Below are 19,324 nucleotides of genomic sequence, written 5' to 3' on the forward strand. Positions count from 1 at the left end.
GGCGAAGCATTGCCGCAGGGTATTCCTCAGACCATTGGATCTATATCTATATTGTTTCAAGTCCTGGTTTCAAGTCCTGCTTTCAAGTCCTGCTTTACGTCTTTCATCTGCTCAACCGGTAGAAAGCCCCATTCAGGAGAATTAATGGAAACGCTACGCTATTTTCTGCCTCAATGCTGGTTCATCATTTTGGCATTGTTCTTATTGCTCTACGTCATGCTCGACGGGTTTGATTTGGGAGTCGGCATTTTGTCGCTAACGTCGTCTGATGAAGAGCGACGCGGCATTTTGATGACCAGTCTAAGCAACATCTGGGACGCCAATGAAACATGGCTTGTTCTGATGGGGGGTAGTTTGTTTGGGGCATTTCCCTTAGCCTACGGAACCATTTTGAGCGCGTTATACATTCCGATCTTCATCATGGTGTTTGGGTTTATTTTTCGCGGCGTCGCCTTCGAGTTTCGAGAACAAGCTAACCGCAAATTCTTCTGGAATATTGCTTTTGGAACTGGAAGTTTTGCCGCCGCTTTGGGTCAAGGTTTTGCGCTGGGTGCAGTGCTATCGGGCATTAGCGTTGATCAAGCCGGTCACTTTATTGGCGGCACCTGGGACTGGCTGACGTGGCAATCTGTTCTGGTGGCGCTGACGCTGATTCAAGGCTATGTGCTGATCGGCTCAACCTATCTGATTTGGAAAACGAGCGGTGAGCTACAAGAGATTCACTATGGGACGGCAAAACTTGCTGCCTGGACAACACTGATTGGTGCAGTTTTTATTACGGTGTCTACTCCAATTTTTTATGAAAGCGCTAGAGCACGTTTATTTGAGCCTCCATTGGTTTATATTTTTGCGGCAATTCCATTTGTTGGAGTGTTTCTGATTGCCCAACTTTTGCGAAGTCTTAATCGTAAAGAAGATCGTGCTCCCTTTGTTTGGACAATTTTGCTGTTTGTATTCACGTTTCTGGGTTTAGGACTGATTGTTTTTCCATACATCATTCCAACCCAAATTACCATCTATGAAGCGGCTGCTGATCCAAGTTCATTGGTCATTATGATCATTTTTATTGGTTTTCTGATTCCAGTGATGCTGTTTTACAACCTGTACCAATACATTGTTTTTCGGGGAAAAGTATCTGGCGGGCAGTACGGCGAATAGTATCATTAACTCAACCCGAATAGGAGATGCAGCCCTTGCATTCGGGTTGGCGCGATCGCAGATCTACTCGACGGGTACATCGTGGAGGACGTAAGAGTAATTTACAATTATACGCCAGACCATTACACGCCAGACAATGCGAAACAGATTAGTCATCACAAAACTCTGCTAACCGGAAGATATAAAACGTGAGGCTTGCGCTGATTGACGGGTTCAGGATTGCCCAAGACTCGCTTCTGATCATTTAGACAGATCACAACTTGATTGCTGCTGGGATAGTACTGCTCAACAAATTTAATGAAATCATCGATCGTGCAAGGTTTGCCATACCCTCCCATATATTGATGAAACTGTTCGTGGACTTCACAGGTGAGTGTAATCAAATTTTTATCAACATCGGCAAGATGAGGATAAGAATTTCGAGAATACAAGTGATGGGCTGCAATTTTAAAGTTATTCACTTTGTCAGGTTTTTTTCCTGTAACCTGGCAAGTGTTGTCATTATCTCTCTTGACTTTGCAGATCGCTTTCTGGATTCCCTTATCTCGTTTAATAATTTGATCAACGATATCTTTAACTTGCGGACGAATCACTTCGCCTACGTCAGTACACCACTCCCGGCGATTCTTCTTCGTTAACGATGTCTTCAGCACTTGAGAGAGCTTATCGATGCCTGCCAGCGAATAATGCAAGCCGCCTTCGTCGATGAACTCATCGTAATCTTGACCTTTGAGGAGCGGTTGCTCAGCGCGTTGTGCTATCTCAGACATTTTTTTAAGATAACTAGGTTTAGTTCCAAAAATAGCAACGACATCAGATCTTGAAACAAAAAAAATATCGTTACGTTTTACTAGTGAGGAACAGTTATCTAGAATCTTTTTTCTAACAAATGCTCTACGAACCTCGCGCTTCCTATGCGAGAACCATTCTTTGATTACCTCCCAAAAACCTTGTTTCTGTGTTGCATCTAAATAACGTGCGAGCGTATATGCCCCTGGCGTAGTGTACTCGCGCAATCCGTTTCCAGCAACAACTCTATAGTCTTTTCCTTCGAGCAATTCCCATTCATCGTCTGGAATGGCATCAAAAAACTGTTCGATTGTAATCAACTCTTGAGAACTAATCTTTAGAGTGCTGATCAGTTCTTTGGATGTAATGTAATGTTCTGCCATCTTTAAAATCTCTCAGTCAAACTTTTGTAGAAAACAGTCAAACGGTTAAAAACGTCGGCATTCCCTGTTTCACGATTATCAGGGTGATAGATCTTGCTCAATTCTCGGTACGCAGATTTCACATCTTCTGTTGAGGCAGTTTTACGATTGAGTCCAAATGCCCGCCACGGCAAATCGTATTTGAAGATGTTGATACCATTGATACAGCCCTTGCCTGTTTCGTTGTCCTCTCCGGGTAGAACTCCAATAAACTTGCGATACAAAGCTTCCCAACCATCTTTCTTGCTGAGATCCAGCTTGCCCATACCACTTGTTGCAAGTTGAAAAGTGCTAGATTTCTTCAGGGCTGTTGTGTCTTTTGTATGGAAGTGCTCATAAACGGCTGCTTTGAGTTGAGCAAGAGTCAACGGCTTAGGTTTTACAACTTTGGGCAGCTTCGGCTTTTTCTTGTGATTCGCAATGACGAACTGAGCGAATTCTTCAAGAATGGCTGAGTGGACGCTTTGTAGCTCTGAAATCCGAGAGATTTCATTTTGAATCAGGTCATTCAGCAGTGCTTTAGAAGTGCTTGATTGATCTGGTTTAGGTTTTTCAGCAGATGGTGTTTGTTTTTTTGTGGTTGTCATGATGCAAACCTGTGTGATGAATAACTGAATGCTGTAGCACTTCAGTACAGCTTGACTGTTTTAAAGTCCTCAGCCAAACGGAAACAATCCGCATAAAATGCAATAAAATGTTGCATCCAAAGGTAGCAATATACCGAGAATTCCCTGGCTCCCATCAAGATCACCGTAAACCCTTTAAGAGTTTGTGTCAGTAGAGCAACCGTTGATGGTTTGCTGACAATGCCCTTAGTTTGCCTTGCTTTCAGCGGTTTTTAGAAACACAAAGCTGCCTTACCAACTAACATACAAACTTTACACAAGAAGTGTCGGTATCAATACGATAAATTCAATCCTGAAATGCGTAAAGTTTTTATAAAGAATTAATTTGTATATAAATAAATATTTTTATCTACGCAATTTTGCTGAGTTTCCTAGCATTGGCACTGCCGATTTCTGATTTAATGAACTAGTTTCAACGTACTATTTCAATACCATTTTCAATACTATTTGTCATAGCGTTATGACAGAATTGATCGCTACGACAACCAAAACGGCGCAATTCGTCAGAGCCTAGCTTTGCAAATCGCGCCATTTTAGCAACTCCTCTAGCATTGTTCTAGACGAGATGGTTCTAAACCAATCGATCAGCTTGGTGGAAGACCGAGAGAGTTGACAAATTCTAGACCAGAGTTCTCGAAAAACTCGATCGCAAGATTGCCCACTGCTTGGGTTGTCAGCCAATCTACACCGCCGCTCAGCGTTGCGCCAATGATGGGAACTGCGATCGCAGTCGAGCGTTGCAGCAATTTCTCGGTCAGCTTTCGACCCGACACCCTACAGAGCGCTTCTGCCAAATATTTAGGAGCCTCTTTTGTCGCCACTCGGATCGAGGACGTTTTCACCAGATCAACCGCATTGAAGGCAGAATGTTTCATCACATTGGCGGTTTCATTGATCGCAAACTCTTTCAGTTCATCAAACGACCCATTCGACATCAGCAGGAAAACAGCCGTTTTCAGATCTGTCGTGTAAGGCGTGTGCCCGTAAGCGTATGCGATCGCTTTAATTGTAAAATCCTGAATCTTCCACGTTCTAATCACATCCAACGGCAACGTTAACGCCAATGCAGACAGCCCCACTAACCCTGTTGCTGCCCCAACCCAACCATTATTAAAAGCTTGCTCATCGACAATCTTTCGAGCAATGGCTTGACGATCGAGATGGGGATGCTGGCTACGAAGATTTTCAACATACGCGGCAATGGCATTTGCATCCGATCCTAAAATCCAATCAAAAAATTCAACCGTCTTTTCTGCCAAGGTGGGGGCTGCAATACTCATAAACAATCTGCAAAACAAAGTGCAATTCTCTGCATTCTAAATGATTAAAATTTAGTCTAGACAGGGCTTTTTAATTAATCATCGAATTGCGCCGTTCCTGCTCAGCCTATACTTCATCCGCAGGCAAGTTTACGATGAAGGTCGTCCAACCCCCTCCACTGGAAACCTGAATTTTTCCATTCAAGCATTCGACCAAGCGTTTTACGAGGGCAAGCCCTAGCCCTGTGCCGCCTTGTTTCCACGGATCGGCTTTAGGAACGCGATAAAACCGATCGAAAACGCGAGATAATTCTTCTTCTGGGATCTCGACTCCCGAATTGCATACCATGACCTTAAAATCTGGATCTACCATATCTGCCGTCACCAAAATCTCTCCTTCGGGGGGCGTGTATTTGCAGGCATTGTTCACCAACTCCACAATCACCCGTTCTAGACTAGAGCGATCGCACTCGATGTCTGGTAGATCCTCATCCACGCGCACGGTTAACGCCTGCCTGCGAGCCTCCGTCCGTTTATAAAATGGCTCAATTAATTCAGGAAGCCAGGTTCGCAGATCAATATGCTCTGGGCGAAGAACTTGCCCCCCGACTTCTAAGCGCTGAAGGTCAAGCAGATCATTAATTAGCTCGGTTTCACGAGTGCACTCGTTATCGAGAATTTGCAGGTAGTGGTCACGCTGAGCCTCTGTTCCCACCATTTTCAAAAGTTGAATCGCCATTTTCATGTTGGTGAGTGGCGTCCGCAATTCGTGAGAAACGGTACTCAAAAAGTCATCTTTGAGTTGACTCATCTGATGCAGTTCATCAATTTGCTGGTCTAAACTCGCTTCGATTTTCTTGCGATCGCTGATGTCTTCAAGCAACAGCAAAATGCCGTCTAACCGAAAATGGCTCCCCCCGTCAGGTGGCAGAGCGTCGTGGGCAGATGGCGGGTCAAGGGCTGCATGAGTTTGATAGGTCAACGGTTCTAGCCCCAAACAGTACCAGCGCGTGCCCAGCAAACGCTCTTTAGGACGGGCAGATTTTTCCGATTGCAGCGTCGTCAAGGCGTCTTGCCACTCTGCGTCGCTTAGCCAGTGAGGCACTAGCTCTATTTCTAGCCGACTGCCAATTTCTAGCTTCAGCAGAGTGGCGGCAGTCGGGTTGCAAAACCACACCAAACCATCAAAATCAGCAGCGGCTAAGCCCATCGACAAATTGCGCGCGATCGCAGCTTGGGTAGATTGCGATCGCCCAAATCGTTCGGCAAGGGCAGCCAACTGCGTCACGCGCTGCATCGACGCTAGAGAGGTGGGCGGCAGCGGCGGCGGCTCTCTGAGATCGGGAGGGCTGATTACCAAATCAGACTCGTAGCGTTGCCATAGTTGCCGCACCTGCTGCTGCAACATCGCATTCATGCGTAAGCGTTCTGTTAACACAACTAATATGGTTGTTGAAACAATCAGACCAATGGGAAACGCAACCGGAATAAGATAGTTGAATTTGAGCAAAAGCAAACTCACCCCGCCCCAGCCTAGAGTGCTGCCAAAGGCGATCAACGCCTGAATTTCGGTGCGCCAGAAACTGAGAATGAGGCTCAGTAGCGGACCACCTAGCACCAGCAAAACCCACGTAGACCTCACAGGCTGGAGAATGTTGTTTTGCAAAACGTTGTGAATCAAAGTCGCTTGCAGATGGACGCCGCTAGCAGGAACGTTTAAATTAAACGGCGTGCGGAGCGGATCGAGACCCGCAGCCGTGGCTCCAACAATCACAATTTTGTTGCGAAACACGCGATCGTTGACCCGCCCCTGCACCACATCAGCAAACGAGTAGCGCCGAAGATGGGTGACCGACCCCGACCAGTTTAGCCACATCGGCTGGCGGCGATCAACCGAGGGAATCGCGGCATGGGCAAGCGCATAGGCATCGATCGCCGCCAGCCCAAACGCAATATTGTTCTGAAACTGCGGGTCTAGTTTCCGCACGATGCCGTCAGCATCCATCACGGCACGAGTATGCCCCGCCGCGAGGGCAGCATCGTACAACTGGGGCACAGGCAGCAACGGAAACTCGATTTGCTCGTCTGCCTGTGCTAGCACGACTCGCCCCGATCGCACCATCGCTTGAGCCAACCCTTGATCTTCGGGCGTCTGTTCAGAAAACAAAACATCTAGGGCGACGACGCTGGCTCCGGCTGTGTCCAGGCGATCTACCAGTTGAGCATAATATTTTCTTGAGAACGGGAATCGCCCTAACCGTTTTAGCGTGCCATCATCAATGGCAACCAGCACAAGGCGGTCGTCCCACGGCACTTCACCCCGCGCCTGAAATAGGGCAGTGTACGCAAGCTGTTCGGCAGGTTGCAGCACCCCCAATTTGAGTAACGCCGCGATCGCGAGTGCGGCAATGCCACCAGGGAGTAAGCGCCATCCGAGTTCACTGAAGCGCCAGTTCATAGGTTTGCGTTTTTCCAAGCGGAGTAGTGACAACGACTTTGATTTTTAGAAATGAAGGAGCAAGATAGAGAACCCGGAAGAACCCGTTGCGATCGACGGGTTCAGGCTGTCCATCAACAGTGACCGAGTTCACTGGGTCAACTCGACCCATGAGCCGCACATTGCGAATACCACCGTCCGCCAGAATTTTGTCGAATCGGTATTCCAACCTCGGATCATCTCTTAAAGGTACTGGGTTTGTGGGCGCTTCACCAGGGATCGTAAAATTTTGAAAACCGGCGGGCACTGAAACTTCCACCCCCTGAGCCGCTGTCGCTACGGCTCCTTCTAAAGTGGCGACAGCCGTTTTGCCACTCGGCTGCACGCTCACCCCAAACTCGGTTCCCCGGACGCTGCTTAGCCCTGCTGGCGTGCGAAGCTCTAGCTGGGATTCGCGGTTGGTAAATCTTCGTAGTTTGAGCCGCACCTGCCCTTGCACCACATCGAGCCGCGTAATGTGACCATCATTGGGAGTTTTTGTGAGTTCTCGTAGCAAGAGTTTAGTTTTCTCTAAAACGTTAATGGTGCCGATGCCAGTATCGACGAGCAGCGCGGCTGAGGCGCTTTTGCCAGTGGTAATGCTGTCTCCCGGATTTTGCAAGCGATCGCCCACCCGAGCGGGGCGAACACTGTTTTGAGCCGTGTAGCTGACGTCTCCAAAAACCTGTTGCACCCCAATCCAACGATTGACTCGAACCCGAATACTACTCTGTTGTGCAGTGCTTTGTGATACAAATAAGGCCATTGAGGACAGAACAGCAGCATTAGCGCCCAGCAAAATCCTGCGTTTCATCACGTTTTATCCATCGTGTAGTGTCTGAGCAACGCCAGAGCATCCAGAGCAATAACCAGAGGAATCGGCATCTAGAGCTTGGCATCGGCGAAACCTGTGTTCAACTTAAGCTGTCACTAGAAGTTTGGCAAGGGGGAGGGGTTTGATCGGGGTTCTTCATTCAAAACGTGCCATTCTCATCTTTTATTCTGCTCTAAATAATATCAGTCTGCCGGTCGAGTTGGAACCATCGGTTGAATGCTTAAGGTTGCTCGGCAGGACTGAGCCGGGGTAGGGTGAGACAGGAAAGGCTGAAGTGAGAGATCAGGGGCGGACTGAGATCGGTTGGAAAATCGGGCAGACTTTGTTTGTATCAATTTGTTTAGGTCACTTTGTTTATATAACAGTTGTTTGTATACCAGTGGAACAGAGGGTGAGTTATGAAGAACGTGTTGTCTCTGGGCGCGATCGCGCTGCCCCTCAGCGGAGCGGTCATGACCGGATGGGGCGCGCTCTCGGCAGTTGCCGCACCCGATCACCGGGTCGCGCAGAGTGCACCTGCGAGGGCGGTTGATCAAGAGGTGGCGTGTGATGTGCTAGTGGTAGGCGGCGGAATTTCTGGAGTGGCAGCAACAGCGGAGGCACTGAAGGCAGGACGAACCGTTTGCCTCACTGAGATTACCGATTGGGTGGGCGGGCAGATCACCGCGCAAGGAACGTCTGCGTTAGACGAGAAACCCACGCAGCGATCGCGGCTCTATTTTCCCCAAGGCTACACCGAACTGCGGCAAGCCATTTTGGCGCAAAACAACAACAAAAATCCGGGCAGTTGTTGGGTGAGTTTGGTCTGTTTTATGCCCAAACAAGGGCACGACAAGCTGCAAGCGATGCTGAGAAACGCTGAAAAAGAAGGCAAAGGCAAGCTGCATTTTTTTCCGAATACAGTCGCAAAATCGCTGCAAGTGGAAGGGAGCCAAATTCTGTCGGTGCGAGGAATTCAGCACAGTCCGGCGGCTGGTGCACCCCCGCTCAACACCTACCCGCTCTCGCGCACGATCGAAGATAGCTATCGGGAGACCGATTCTGAATTATTTACGAAAAAAATTGTCCGGTTTACGCCCCCTGCCTCTGGCAACTGGTATGTGGTGGAAGCAACGGAAACCGGGGAACTGCTCGCCCTAACTGATGTACCCTACCAAGTGGGAATCGATCCGCGATCGCATCGCAATCCTTCTTCTCCGAGCGAGACGGGGAATCCCTACTGCCCACAAGCGCTGACCTACACGTTTGCGATGGAGGCAACCGACACGCCGCAACCCGCCTCCCCGCCCGATTTTTACGAGCAGTACGCCAAGTCTTACAGTTTCAACGACGATCGCTACGCCCAAACGCCGGAACTGGTGTTTACCTATCGCCGCATTGCCAGCCAAGATCCCAATTCTGGGTCTAGAACGGTGGTTCCGGGCGATATTTCGATGCAGAACTGGAGTTGGGGCAATGATTATGGACCGGGCACCGCGGCGGATAACTATTTGCTGACCCGTGAGCAACTGCGATCGGCTGGGCAGCTTGATCTAGGCGGGTGGCAAGGCGGCTATCGGGTCAGCGCTCTGAAAGGGGCAGAAGAGCAAGCCATCGGCTTTTTCCACTGGTTTCACTCTGGCACATCGGATGCAAAATTGCCGATCAAAAAGCCTTATCCCAACCTTCGCTATCTCCAGGGCTTTGATGCCCCGATGGGCACAGCACACGGATTGTCGAAATACCCTTATCTGCGGGAGGCGCGGCGGCTGGTGGGTCGCTATTCCTACGGCTACCCCGACGGCTTTTTGATCGACGAAGTGGCGATGTCTCGCAAATCGTTTAACGAACCGTACTACCGCGAGACGTTGACGCCCGAAGCCTACCGCAATTTGGCAGCCGCGATCGCGGGGTTACGCACGATTGATGTGATTCGCGGCAACATTGAGCCGGAAACTGTGGAAACAAGAGCGCGATCGCACATTTACCCCGATAGTGTGGGCATTGGTCATTACAACCTCGATTTTCATCCGTGCATGGCAGAAACGCCACCGGAAAAACCAGGGAATCAAGAGCTTCCTGGAGAACGGCAAGGGGCAGGCGAATCGTTTCCATTCCAGATTCCGTTGCGATCGATGATTCCTCCCAAGATCGATAACCTGATTGTGACGGGAAAAAGTATGGCAATGAGCCACATCAGCGCCTCGGCGTATCGGGTTCATGCGATCGAATGGTCGATGGGGGCAGCGGCAGGCACAACGGCGGCATTTTCGTTGGAAACGGGAGTGATGCCGTTCCAGTTAGTCGAAAATTTACCCAGGGCAAATCCTAAATTAGAAGAATTGCAAAAGCGATTAAACGCAAATGGCAATCCTACGGCGTTTCCAAATACATCTATTTTGAATACAAATTGGAAAGATTGGAAATAGCACGGTTAGGCATCACCCAACGGGAACGTACATCAGCTACTCCTAGCTCAAGGCTCTAGAACCCAGCGGCAATGCCTTCGCCTCGCGGATCAGCCGCTCCTTCGAGGGAGCCATCGGGCTGCACCACAATCGCGGTGGCATTTCCCCAGCTAGGGCGAGATTCGTCGATTTGATGCCCGCGCTGCCGCAAAGCTTCGACGGTTAAAGGATCAAAGCCCCACTGTTCGATCATCAATTTATCCGGCAGCCATTGATGGTGAATGCGCGGAGCGGCAACAGCTTTTTTAGCCGTCATGTCGTAGGCTAAGACATTCAAAACAATCTGCAACACGGTGGTGATGATGGTGCTGCCTCCGGGCGCGCCGACGGTCATTCGCAAGCGACCGTTTTCAGTGACGATCGTGGGCGTCATGCTAGAGAGCGGGATTTTTTTAGGCGCGATCGCATTAGCTTCTCCGCCGACTAACCCAAATGCATTGGGCGTATTGGGCGCGATCGCAAAATCATCCATTTCGTTGTTGAGTAAAATGCCGGTTCCTTTTGCCACAACGCCTGCCCCAAATCGCAGATTGACTGTGAAGGTTAGGCTTACAGCATTGCGATCGCGATCAACCACGGTTAAGTGGCTCGTTTCATTCGATTCGCGGGACAACTGCTGAATCAGATTTGGATCACCCGCTTTCACCTGGTTGGAAGGAGTTGCTTTTGTTGGGTTAATTTCTCGCCGTCGGATCTGCGCGTATTTTGGATTTGTCAACGCTGCAACAGGCACTTTTACAAAGGCTGGATCGCCCAAATAGGTAGCACGATCGGCATAAGCAATTCGCATGGATTCTGCAAACAAATGCAATGCATCTGGGCTATGCCAACCCACAGGTTTGAGATCGGTAACACCAATCAGATTGAGCATCTGTAGTAAATGCACTCCACCCGATGAAGGCGGCGGCATAGAGCATACTCTCGCCTTGAGAAAATTACCGCAGACTGGCGCTCGCCACGTCGGGCGATATTGCTTAAGGTCGTCTAGGGTAATTAAGCCACCGTTGGCAGCCATGTCTTGCGCGATCGCAGCCGCAGTCTTACCCGTGTAGAAAGAATTGGGATTTTCGGAGAGCGATCGTAAGGTTGCCGCCAAGTCTTGCTGCACCAGCCGTTCCCCTACCTGAAGCGGCTTGCCATTGCGCGTAAAGAGCCTCTTGGCATCTGCATCTTTTGCCAGGATTTCTAGCCGTTCTTGAGAAGCATTGGCTAGCGGTTTGCTCACCGGAAACCCAGATTGGGCGATTTGAATCGCAGGCGCAATCACCGTTTTCCACGGCAACTTACCAGCGTGGCGGTGGGCTTCATACATGCCTGCCACGGTTCCCGGCACTGCGATCGCTAGATGCCCGTTGATGCTAGCTTGAGGGCGCACCTTCCCTTGAGCATCAAGATACATCGTACGACTCGCCTTGAGGGGAGCTTTTTCGCGAAAATCGAGCGCTTTGGTTTCATTTTTTTTCGCCTCATACATCAGCATAAATCCACCGCCGCCGATTCCCGCCGAAAACGGTTCTACAACGGAAATGACAAAGGTTGTGGCAACAGCAGCATCAATGGCATTTCCGCCCTGTTGCAATATGGCAAGCCCAGCTTGAGACGCGAGGGGATGGGCAGAAGCAACCATGCCGTTGGAGGCGCGATCGAGGAAAGGATAAGGAACCTGGGAGGCGGATGTAGCGGGCGATTGGGAAATCTTTTCGGCGCGGTGTGCTTCACCAATAGCAGTGGCGATCGCGAAGGGATAAAGAATAACAATAGAAGTTGAAACGCTGAGACAGGTTAGTTGAAAAAACTTGGAGAAGATGAATTGTTTCATAAATGACATCAATGCAGACTCAATGACGATAACACTAACATCTATTGCTTAAATGTAAGCCTGACGCAAATTTCTCGAAAGCCCTGCCTTGCAAAGCGGGTCGAAGACCTCTTTAACCCCTGTATCTTGAGAGTTGGTTAAATCTGCATTAATTAAGTCTCAGTTGATCAAGTAATGAGCGGTTTTCCATATTCCATAGCCTACACCCCATATCCCAAGCCAAATTGAGACACACCAGCGAGTTAATCGCAATGCTGCCCAAACGCGCTCTGCCGTAATGGGACGGAGCGCTTCACCTAAAAAAGGCTTTTGTTTTTCGATGCCGCCATAGTGATTGACGCCGCCAACTTGCACATCTAGCGCAGCGGCATAAACACACTCACTCCAGCCAGAATTTGGACTTGGATCGTGCGGGGCATCTCGTCGGCATAGTGCCCAAACATGAGCAGGTTTACCTGAAAGCAACGCCAATGTCACCACGGTTAGCCGACACGGAAGCCACGTTAAAAGGTCGTCTATTTTGGCGCTAAACCAACCAATTTCGGCATAGGGTGCCGTGCGATAACCGATCATTGAATCTAGGGTGCTCGATGCTTTGTAGGCGATCGCTAAGCCAACGCTTCCCGCAGGTAACAACGCTCCGAGCAACGCATAAAACAATGGAGCCGTTACCCCATCGACAGCATTTTCAGAAACGGTTTCAAACACGGCTCTGAGAATTTCGGGTTCAGATAAGGTTTGGGTATCTCGCCCTACATAAAGCTGCAACCGCGATCGCGCCTCTGCCAAATTTCCGGCTGCCAACGGCTCTAAGACATCTGTGGCGGCGTTGCGTAAGCTACGTCCTGCAAAGCAACTCGCCAGTAGAATTACCGCAACGAGTATTCCGAAGATCGGATGCAGCGATCGCGCCATGGCGATGATGAGTTGCGCGATCGCGCTGCTACCAACGATAAGTGCGATCGCGAATCCGGTTCCCGTTAATTTCAGTAGGGTTGGATGGTTGATCCCTCGGAGTACCACCTTTAGGTAGCCCGTAATGCACCAGCCCATCACCTGCACAGGATGCAGCCACCCTCGCGGATCGCCAATCAGATAATCTAGCACCGCCGCGCCTATTAAAATAAGTTCTGGACTATTCAAAGCTGCCTCAAGCACCCTCTACACAATAAAGCTGGCTTCTTCTCCCTGAGCAGCTTGCCAGCTTCGGGCATCGTAGTATAAATCTTCTAACGAGATGCCGTACAGGGCTTCCTTCATTTTTTGGTGCAGCCGATTCCACACGCTAAATGCCACCCAATCTTCCGCCTGAGCGCCATCGGGTGTGTGACGCGGCAACGGCTCCACTGTTTCACCCACCGCTTGCAAAATTTGCCCTAAGGAAATTTGAGCAGACGGGCGAGCGAGTTGATATCCGCCTTGGGCACCACGGACTGATACGACCAATCCGGCGCGCCGCAGTTCGATCAACAGTTTCTCAAGATAAGGGGCGGGGAGATCTTGGCGCTTTGCGATCGCAGCGATCGAGGTGGGCTGACCGGGCGGCTGAAAGCACAGATCGAGCAGTGCCTTAACGCTGTAATGTCCGCGAGTCGTGAGTTTCATGGGAATCAACTGAGAAAGGCACATTCCCCATCTTACGAGTTACTGAGGTTGGGCGTCGCGCATTTTTAGGAGTTCTTGGGCTGAGGCAATGAGTTTAATCCGAACCTCTACGATCGCTTGCGCCTCGTTTAGGTGAAAAATCCAGGCAATCTTGACTTTAAGACCTGCAAATTTGGCAAATCCCGTAACGTGAGACTCTAGCGAACCGTCGGCGCGAGTTAACGTTGTCATATCTTGAGGCACTGCCTGCATTCCTTTGGCTTCGGTGCTGAGATAGGTTGCGATCGCATCTCTACCCGCAACATCAACTCTAAACGGCGCGTGCATCACACCGTCTACTGCAAAAAGCCGAGCCGTCGCCTCAAACGCTCCTGCATTAAAGGTTTCAAAATACTGCCGCACTGTTTCAATTTCAATAATCGTAGAATCTAAAGTAACGTCACTCATCATTTATTTTCGTTTTTTTAGAACGGTTGCTTGTGTCTCAACTTAAAAATTACAAATCACAACGCCTAAATTCTCTTCTCTCTCTAGATTGAAATAGATTGAAATAGATTGAAATGCACAAAATTGAACTGCACGACTTCACCCATCAGATCAAGCAGAAAGCCCTAGAGCTTGGATTTCATAAGGTTGGCATCGTTCGAGTAGAAGACTTTGATGATGATTTGGCAGCATCTGTTGCCCTACGATCGTGGCTTGACCAGGGCTACCAAGCAGACATGGCGTGGATGGCGAATCCGAAACGAGAAGAGATTCGTCGGGTGATGCCAGAGGTGCGATCGCTCATCTGCGTGGCGCTCAATTATTACACCTCAGATTCCAGACCAGAAGGCAACGAGTACGCTAAGATTTCTCGCTACGGCTGGGGACGAGACTATCACCGGGTTTTGCAGAAAAAATTAAAAGCGTTGTCAGCATGGTTGGAAACTCAGGGCGAAGGGATTCAAGCTCGGTTCTATGCAGATACCGGACCGGTGCAAGATAAAGTGTGGGCGCAGCGTGCGGGGATTGGTTGGATTGCAAAAAACGGCAATGTAATTACTCGCGATTATGGGTCGTGGGTGTTTTTAGGCGAAGTATTGACGAATTTAGAATTAGTGAGCGAATCGCCGCAGGATCGCCCGCACACTCAGCACTGCGGAACCTGTACACGATGTATCGAAGCGTGTCCTACTGGCGCAATTACCCAACCCTTTGTTGTAGATGCGAATCGATGTATTGCTTATCACACCATTGAGAATCGGTCTGAAACCTTGCCAGCTGCGATCGCGCCTCATCTCAACAACTGGGTCGCTGGCTGCGATATCTGTCAGGATGTCTGTCCTTGGAATCAGCGCTTTGCTCAAGACACCGATGTTGCTGATTTCCAGCCTTACCCGTGGAATGTCAATCCAACCTTAGAAGAATTAGCCGAGATCTCTGATGAAGAGTATGAGCAACGGTTTCCGGCTTCGGCATTGCGACGCATCAAACCTGCAATGCTGCGCCGCAATGCTAAAGCTAGCCTAGAGTCATGAGCTTGGGTACTCGTTACTGACGATTTGTACGCCAATCAACAGCAAATTCGAGATCACATTCAAGATTGCGATGCAGTTGTGCATCTAGCAGCATTGCTTGGGCATTCGGAGGATAGTGCCAACGATAATAGAGGAGTTATCCGGTGAAGATTCGGGACAAAACCCAAAGAAGGGGAATTATCCTGCTTGCAATCGGCATAACGTTCCGGTTGAGCGGCAGCAGATTTACCACAACGCTAGACGAAAAGACTCTCAACTGTCCGCTCCAACCGGGTTGTTATGCCGCACCAATCTACACCAATTAAACGGGACGTTCCCAAGGTTCACTATATTGCCGATAGCCAACCCGCTTGAACGCAGAGATCATTGGCACATTAGCGACTGCTGTATCGCAAAATACTTGCCAAACTCCAACTTCTTGTAATGTCCGCGTTCCTTGCGCCAAAAGATCGTTCGCAAAGCCAAGCCCTCGATACTCCGGCAAAACTCCAAGATAGTAGATGGTTCCCTCTTCCAGATCCTCTTTAGCACCTCCGTTAAAAACGACCGGAAGAACAAAGCCTACGATGTCCCCATTTTCGTTAATTCCAAACTGCCACCATTCAGGTTGATATGAAAAATCCTCTCTGGCTAAATCTAAAAACCCCTCAACCGCTGTATGAGGATCATCCTCTAATGCTCTTTTCTGATCGCTGGCATCTAGTGATAAAGCCATTACACTTGTAACGACCGAAAGAAATTAGCTGATTGCCGTGTCTTGCTTTGACGGGTTCAAAGGTTAATCGAGGTGAAACTTTAATCAGCGGTTTCGGTTCTTCCCAGACGAAGGGCATTTTCAGAAAGGTTTGCTGACTCATAGGCGATCGCAACAAAAAACTGTAAACTTCGTTGACTATACTACAAAATACTACAAAGTGTTTTTTGTCTAGCTGCTAAACGCTCACAAACAACTTCCAAACTACTGCCCTAACCGAGGATTCAGCGGCATAAGGTCTCAAATCAGCGGCGGCAGATAATCTGGGGATCACCACCAAGATCTTTCAACCGTCCGCTTCATCGATTTGTTATGCCTTGTTATGGAGACAGATGTTCACTTGCTTTTGCTCTAAGAGTAGTATCTGATATTAGGCTTCCAAGCACAGAAAGCTGGTCGTATATTCGCTCAGAAATTCGCCATCTACCATCTTCTTTCACGATTTTGTCTCGTACTACACCATGAGCAATGAGTCTGGGCAAAACCGAAGTTAAAGCCTCATCTTCCGAAAAAAGCTGGAAAACATTGATATAGCTCACTACTCGTGCACTAGCGGAACCTTCTGAAGATATAACTATATTTACTGCTTGATGTCGCAGCCCATCGAAAAACTGTGGATTGGACAAGACCCAATTTACAAAAGCTTCACGACCATGCAGGGAGCCGTACAGCGAATGATGATGAGACAAATTTATCCCTCTTTCATCACTCTAAGCAGATGAAAAGGGAGAGCTTTCGTTGGCAGCAATACGATGCTGCCAACCAGAAAACTGATTAAGCAGGCGAATCAAGCACGAGAAGCCCTGCTCCAATGCTGGAACTGCACATACCGATAACCAAGGCTTGAGTATGCAGAAATAGATATAAGGCTGAATGATCAGTTGTAAGTTGTGGAAGCGACTTGTCCAACTGCTCGATGATTGCCAACATGAATGTGAACAAAACTTCTCAAGTAGCGGTTCTTCACCATCATTCGGGCAAGAATTCAGCCCATCAAACTGTAAGCTGACCATCAGATAAGCACTACTGACAATTTCCCACCAGCGCTCAATCTGCGCGTAGTGCGTCACTCGATAATCCGCCCATCCGAGCTTGTCCTTGCATTGTTTGAAGCCATACTCAACCCAGGTTCTCAAGCCATACAGATTGCCAATCTGGTCGAAGTGATCTCGCTGCTCATCTAGGTGGCTCATCACGAACCAAGTGCTATTGTCTGGTAGCTCTGCTGGATTGTTTGTCAACGTCCAATAACGATGCTTGAACCTGCGACCAAAAATCACCTCCTGGATGTAGCGTTCCTCAGTCGTGCCATTGGAGAAGACCCGCTCGAATCGCTGCCACTTACTGGTGGTCACTTCGACATCATTGGGCATCCATACGCCATGATTCGAGCGAATTGCCATGATCCAGGGTAAGTGCAATGCATCAAGACTGCTGACAAACGCACTGCTCTCACCATAGAAGCTATCTGCTAGCACTAGCTCTATGGTGAAACCAAAGGTGACTAGCTCCTGGATGATGCTTTGCGCCAACTGCAACTTGGTTTGGTACACCTCGCCAGGCTTGAGTCGGTGTTTCGGCTTGAAGACTTTGAACAGCAATGGAAAAGTCAACTGCCCCACAATGCCATACGCATTCACTGACACAATCCCGTTCTCAATCTTGCCGATGTTACCAATGTACTGCCGAGCCACATAGTCAGTGGTATTGCCTTTTTTTCGGTCGCCGGTTTCGTCAATCACTAACGTAATCGTTCTATCGTTTAACTGCTGCAAGATCAGTTCCAACCGCCGTTTTTGCAATGCGGCAACTGACCAGGGAGATTCAGTCAGACAATGATGTAGGACTTGATCACTTGACAAGCCAACGGCACAAGCAATCGCAGGCAGTGATTTGCGGGGCAAGTCGCTGATCATACCAAGATGCAAGTATTTGAATGCTTCAAAACTTCGCACATCGACGAACAAGTCGCGGTAGACCGTGCAATAGTTGTCGATGAAGGTAACGGTGCTGACAGGTGCGCGTGGCTCAACCATCGTTTTAGTACATTTCAAGAACTATTCCTCATTTTATCCTGCCTAGAGTGATGAAAGAGGGTTATGCCGATGATTTGGGATGAGGGTAGCAATAATTCGACAGGTGGTACAGCGTCTGCCCAAGAAAATCGCTTTGCCGTAGAGCTAATTGAGGATATGAAAGCCACCAATGGTACAGTGGCACTCCCTGCGGGTACGGTTTTGGTGATTCGTACCAGCGCTGTAGGGCGAGGTAATAACTTAGTGTTGGCAAGTGCGATCGCCATCGTGTATCGCGATCGCATTGGTCAAATTCGTCAGCAAACCTTACCTCCCGATAGCCTTCAGATTCGGGGGCAAGACAATCGACCATTAATAGCCCAAAAGCTCAATGATGTGGGACCTGATATCGCTCGCCAAGACCTGTTGACAGGATTACTCAACCGCCTGGGTCGGGTGGGAACCATTATCAATCAACCGCGTACCCAGTCCAGCACCACCACATCAGGAGGTAACTTTAATCAGAGCGTGATCACTTCGAGTGCTGAACCTCAGATTTGGGCGGCTGCATTGGAAGGTTTCTTCAATCCCATTGCTGAACGACTATCTCGCCGCTCTGATCAAACGATGCAAGAACTCTTGCAGCGACCCAATGTGCAGTTTGTTCCTGAAGGAACCGAAGTTTCTGTGGTGGTAAATAGCTTTTTGAGGGTAGACCGATGAGACCATTGCCCGCTCTGACCTTAGTTAGCACAGCATTATTGATTGGTTTGGTATCTCCTGGGCTGTCTGTTCAGGCACAAACATCAGCCTATCAGGTCGTCGATCGCACCAGAGCGACTACCAGTGCGGTTCAAGTTCAGGTGGCTCCTGGACGGGCAACCTCGATTAGTTTTAGCCAGACCAATGAAACGATCGCCTTTATGGGTAAGGGTAAGTTGAAAGCTATGCCCAAAAAGCTTTAGAACAAAAGACTTAGGGCGCGATCGCCTTTATGGGTACGGGTAAGTTGAAAGTGAAGAGGAGGGAACCATTACGCGGGCAGCCGTGGGGCGCGATCGCCTTTATGGTACGGGTAAGTTGAAAGTTTTTGGGCTTCGCTACGGGCTTTGCTTGGACAGGGGCGCGATCGCCTTTATGGGTACGGGTAAGTTGAAAGTCTCCAGAAGCGTTGGATTGCAAACGCTTTGCCCTAGGCGCAATAGCCTTTATGGGTACGGGCAAGTTGAAATCCCGAATGGACAGTTTGAAAACTTGCTTATTCCCTCGGCGCGATCGCCTTTATGGGTACAGGTAAGTTGAGGGCACATTTTGCTATTTCATAAGTGCCTACGGGAAGTTGAAAGACGAAGCGTGACGATCCCAATGCTTAAGTTAGAGGCGAACTGTTTCGCCAAGCTTGGGTTAGCTAAGAAACAAACTACTTTAGTTTTCAGTACGACATCCCGATCGCACCTGTCTTTTGAGACATAGTTGCGATCGTTCTGCATTCCTTAGTCATCCCAACTTCTCTGTAGTAGTAATACCAAATTGAAAAAAGGGAGAGACAAATGAGAGAATGGGTTCTGCCGTGTGGAGAAAAACAGCAATGTCAGGTGT

18 protein-coding genes are annotated in these 19,324 nt (G+C 49.1%); 5 read left to right on the top strand and 13 right to left on the bottom strand.

Annotation, left to right across the window (positions count from 1 at the left end):
* Nucleotides 1-144: 144 nt before the first annotated feature.
* On the top strand, nt 145-1,158 hold the full coding sequence (locus GS601_RS18000; protein ID WP_162424675.1) for a cytochrome d ubiquinol oxidase subunit II: 1,014 nt from the start codon (nt 145-147) through the stop codon (nt 1,156-1,158).
* A gap of 155 nt (nt 1,159-1,313) precedes the next feature.
* Here GS601_RS18000 and GS601_RS18005 read toward each other — a convergent pair whose 3' ends face one another.
* The 5 genes from GS601_RS18005 to GS601_RS18025 form a co-directional block, all read right to left on the bottom strand.
* Nucleotides 1,314-2,330 (bottom strand): hypothetical protein, encoded by a 1,017-nt coding sequence (locus GS601_RS18005; protein WP_162424676.1) that lies wholly within the window; start codon nt 2,328-2,330, stop codon nt 1,314-1,316.
* Between the two features lie 2 nt (nt 2,331-2,332).
* A complete protein-coding gene (locus GS601_RS18010; RefSeq protein WP_162424677.1) occupies nt 2,333-2,956 on the bottom strand; it encodes a DnaJ domain-containing protein in 624 nt (207 codons plus the stop codon).
* Nucleotides 2,957-3,579: 623 nt separating this feature from the next.
* Nucleotides 3,580-4,275, bottom strand: a complete 696-nt coding sequence (locus tag GS601_RS18015) for an EcsC family protein (protein WP_162424678.1) — start codon at nt 4,273-4,275, stop codon at nt 3,580-3,582.
* A gap of 106 nt (nt 4,276-4,381) precedes the next feature.
* Nucleotides 4,382-6,712, bottom strand: a complete 2,331-nt coding sequence (locus GS601_RS18020) for a CHASE2 domain-containing protein (RefSeq protein WP_162424679.1) — start codon at nt 6,710-6,712, stop codon at nt 4,382-4,384.
* On the bottom strand, nt 6,693-7,544 hold the full coding sequence (locus tag GS601_RS18025; RefSeq protein WP_162424680.1) for a FecR family protein: 852 nt from the start codon (nt 7,542-7,544) through the stop codon (nt 6,693-6,695). Before GS601_RS18025 ends, GS601_RS18020 begins: the two co-directional genes overlap by 20 nt.
* Nucleotides 7,545-7,963: 419 nt before the next feature.
* Here GS601_RS18025 and GS601_RS18030 point away from each other — a divergent pair, with 419 nt between their 5' ends.
* Nucleotides 7,964-9,973, top strand: a complete 2,010-nt coding sequence (locus tag GS601_RS18030; protein WP_238393358.1) for an FAD-dependent oxidoreductase — start codon at nt 7,964-7,966, stop codon at nt 9,971-9,973.
* Between the two features lie 55 nt (nt 9,974-10,028).
* Here the strand turns inward: GS601_RS18030 and ggt are convergent, their stop codons facing one another.
* The 4 genes from ggt to GS601_RS18050 form a co-directional block, all read right to left on the bottom strand.
* Nucleotides 10,029-11,831 carry a gamma-glutamyltransferase gene (gene ggt, locus GS601_RS18035; protein WP_162424681.1) on the bottom strand — a complete coding sequence of 601 codons (1,803 nt, stop codon included), beginning with the start codon at nt 11,829-11,831 and terminating at the stop codon, nt 10,029-10,031.
* A gap of 159 nt (nt 11,832-11,990) precedes the next feature.
* Nucleotides 11,991-12,974: an adenosylcobinamide-phosphate synthase CbiB gene (gene cbiB / locus GS601_RS18040; RefSeq protein ID WP_162424682.1), complete on the bottom strand. Its 984-nt coding sequence runs from the start codon at nt 12,972-12,974 to the stop codon at nt 11,991-11,993.
* Nucleotides 12,975-12,992: 18 nt separating this feature from the next.
* A complete protein-coding gene (locus GS601_RS18045; RefSeq protein ID WP_162424683.1) occupies nt 12,993-13,436 on the bottom strand; it encodes an Rrf2 family transcriptional regulator in 444 nt (147 codons plus the stop codon).
* Nucleotides 13,437-13,475: 39 nt separating this feature from the next.
* Nucleotides 13,476-13,886, bottom strand: a complete 411-nt coding sequence (locus GS601_RS18050) for a ketosteroid isomerase family protein (protein WP_162424684.1) — start codon at nt 13,884-13,886, stop codon at nt 13,476-13,478.
* Between the two features lie 110 nt (nt 13,887-13,996).
* On the opposite strand from GS601_RS18050, the gene queG reads away from it, so the two are divergent.
* Nucleotides 13,997-14,956 carry a tRNA epoxyqueuosine(34) reductase QueG gene (queG, locus tag GS601_RS18055; protein WP_162424685.1) on the top strand — a complete coding sequence of 320 codons (960 nt, stop codon included), beginning with the start codon at nt 13,997-13,999 and terminating at the stop codon, nt 14,954-14,956.
* Nucleotides 14,957-15,257: 301 nt separating this feature from the next.
* On the opposite strand, the gene GS601_RS18060 is transcribed toward queG, so the two are convergent.
* The 3 genes from GS601_RS18060 to GS601_RS18070 all read right to left on the bottom strand — a co-directional run bounded on the left by GS601_RS18060 (nt 15,258) and on the right by GS601_RS18070 (nt 17,746).
* The gene (locus GS601_RS18060) at nt 15,258-15,671 is read right to left on the bottom strand and encodes a GNAT family N-acetyltransferase (RefSeq protein WP_202925186.1); all 414 of its coding nucleotides are present in this window, start codon (nt 15,669-15,671) and stop codon (nt 15,258-15,260) included.
* Between the two features lie 359 nt (nt 15,672-16,030).
* Nucleotides 16,031-16,399: a nuclear transport factor 2 family protein gene (locus GS601_RS23990; protein WP_162424686.1), complete on the bottom strand. Its 369-nt coding sequence runs from the start codon at nt 16,397-16,399 to the stop codon at nt 16,031-16,033.
* Nucleotides 16,400-16,420: 21 nt separating this feature from the next.
* Nucleotides 16,421-17,746 (bottom strand): IS701 family transposase, encoded by a 1,326-nt coding sequence (locus tag GS601_RS18070; RefSeq protein ID WP_162424687.1) that lies wholly within the window; start codon nt 17,744-17,746, stop codon nt 16,421-16,423.
* 63 nt (nt 17,747-17,809) lie between these two features.
* On the opposite strand from GS601_RS18070, the gene GS601_RS18075 reads away from it, so the two are divergent.
* Both GS601_RS18075 and GS601_RS18080 read left to right on the top strand, forming a co-directional pair.
* Entirely contained in the window at nt 17,810-18,448 is a 639-nt protein-coding gene (locus tag GS601_RS18075; RefSeq protein ID WP_162424688.1) for a TrbI/VirB10 family protein, read from the top strand.
* Entirely contained in the window at nt 18,445-18,690 is a 246-nt protein-coding gene (locus tag GS601_RS18080) for a hypothetical protein (protein ID WP_162424689.1), read from the top strand. The genes GS601_RS18075 and GS601_RS18080 overlap by 4 nt, the downstream gene beginning before the upstream one ends.
* 10 nt (nt 18,691-18,700) lie before the next feature.
* Here GS601_RS18080 and GS601_RS18085 read toward each other — a convergent pair whose 3' ends face one another.
* On the bottom strand, nt 18,701-18,907 hold the full coding sequence (locus GS601_RS18085; protein ID WP_162424690.1) for a hypothetical protein: 207 nt from the start codon (nt 18,905-18,907) through the stop codon (nt 18,701-18,703).
* Nucleotides 18,908-19,324: the final 417 nt, after the last annotated feature.

The sequence above is a fragment of the Myxacorys almedinensis A genome (genome assembly GCF_010091945.1).
GTDB classification, from domain to species: Bacteria; Cyanobacteriota; Cyanobacteriia; order Leptolyngbyales; family Leptolyngbyaceae; genus Myxacorys; species Myxacorys almedinensis.

What these genes read in the sequence shown, in the direction of transcription:
- GS601_RS18060 (WP_202925186.1), bottom strand. Translation starts at nt 15,671, where the DNA reads ATGGCTTTATCACTAGATGCCAGCGATCAGAAAAGAGCATTAGAGGAT.
- GS601_RS18010 (WP_162424677.1), bottom strand. Translation starts at nt 2,956, where the DNA reads ATGACAACCACAAAAAAACAAACACCATCTGCTGAAAAACCTAAACCA.
- GS601_RS18075 (WP_162424688.1), top strand. Translation starts at nt 17,810, where the DNA reads ATGCCGATGATTTGGGATGAGGGTAGCAATAATTCGACAGGTGGTACA.
- GS601_RS18050 (WP_162424684.1), bottom strand. Translation starts at nt 13,886, where the DNA reads ATGATGAGTGACGTTACTTTAGATTCTACGATTATTGAAATTGAAACA.
- GS601_RS18045 (WP_162424683.1), bottom strand. Translation starts at nt 13,436, where the DNA reads ATGAAACTCACGACTCGCGGACATTACAGCGTTAAGGCACTGCTCGAT.
- GS601_RS18070 (WP_162424687.1), bottom strand. Translation starts at nt 17,746, where the DNA reads ATGGTTGAGCCACGCGCACCTGTCAGCACCGTTACCTTCATCGACAAC.
- GS601_RS18030 (WP_238393358.1), top strand. Translation starts at nt 7,964, where the DNA reads ATGAAGAACGTGTTGTCTCTGGGCGCGATCGCGCTGCCCCTCAGCGGA.
- queG (WP_162424685.1), top strand. Translation starts at nt 13,997, where the DNA reads ATGCACAAAATTGAACTGCACGACTTCACCCATCAGATCAAGCAGAAA.
- GS601_RS18020 (WP_162424679.1), bottom strand. Translation starts at nt 6,712, where the DNA reads ATGAACTGGCGCTTCAGTGAACTCGGATGGCGCTTACTCCCTGGTGGC.
- ggt (WP_162424681.1), bottom strand. Translation starts at nt 11,831, where the DNA reads ATGAAACAATTCATCTTCTCCAAGTTTTTTCAACTAACCTGTCTCAGC.
- GS601_RS18000 (WP_162424675.1), top strand. Translation starts at nt 145, where the DNA reads ATGGAAACGCTACGCTATTTTCTGCCTCAATGCTGGTTCATCATTTTG.
- GS601_RS18015 (WP_162424678.1), bottom strand. Translation starts at nt 4,275, where the DNA reads ATGAGTATTGCAGCCCCCACCTTGGCAGAAAAGACGGTTGAATTTTTT.
- GS601_RS18080 (WP_162424689.1), top strand. Translation starts at nt 18,445, where the DNA reads ATGAGACCATTGCCCGCTCTGACCTTAGTTAGCACAGCATTATTGATT.
- GS601_RS18005 (WP_162424676.1), bottom strand. Translation starts at nt 2,330, where the DNA reads ATGGCAGAACATTACATTACATCCAAAGAACTGATCAGCACTCTAAAG.
- GS601_RS18025 (WP_162424680.1), bottom strand. Translation starts at nt 7,544, where the DNA reads ATGAAACGCAGGATTTTGCTGGGCGCTAATGCTGCTGTTCTGTCCTCA.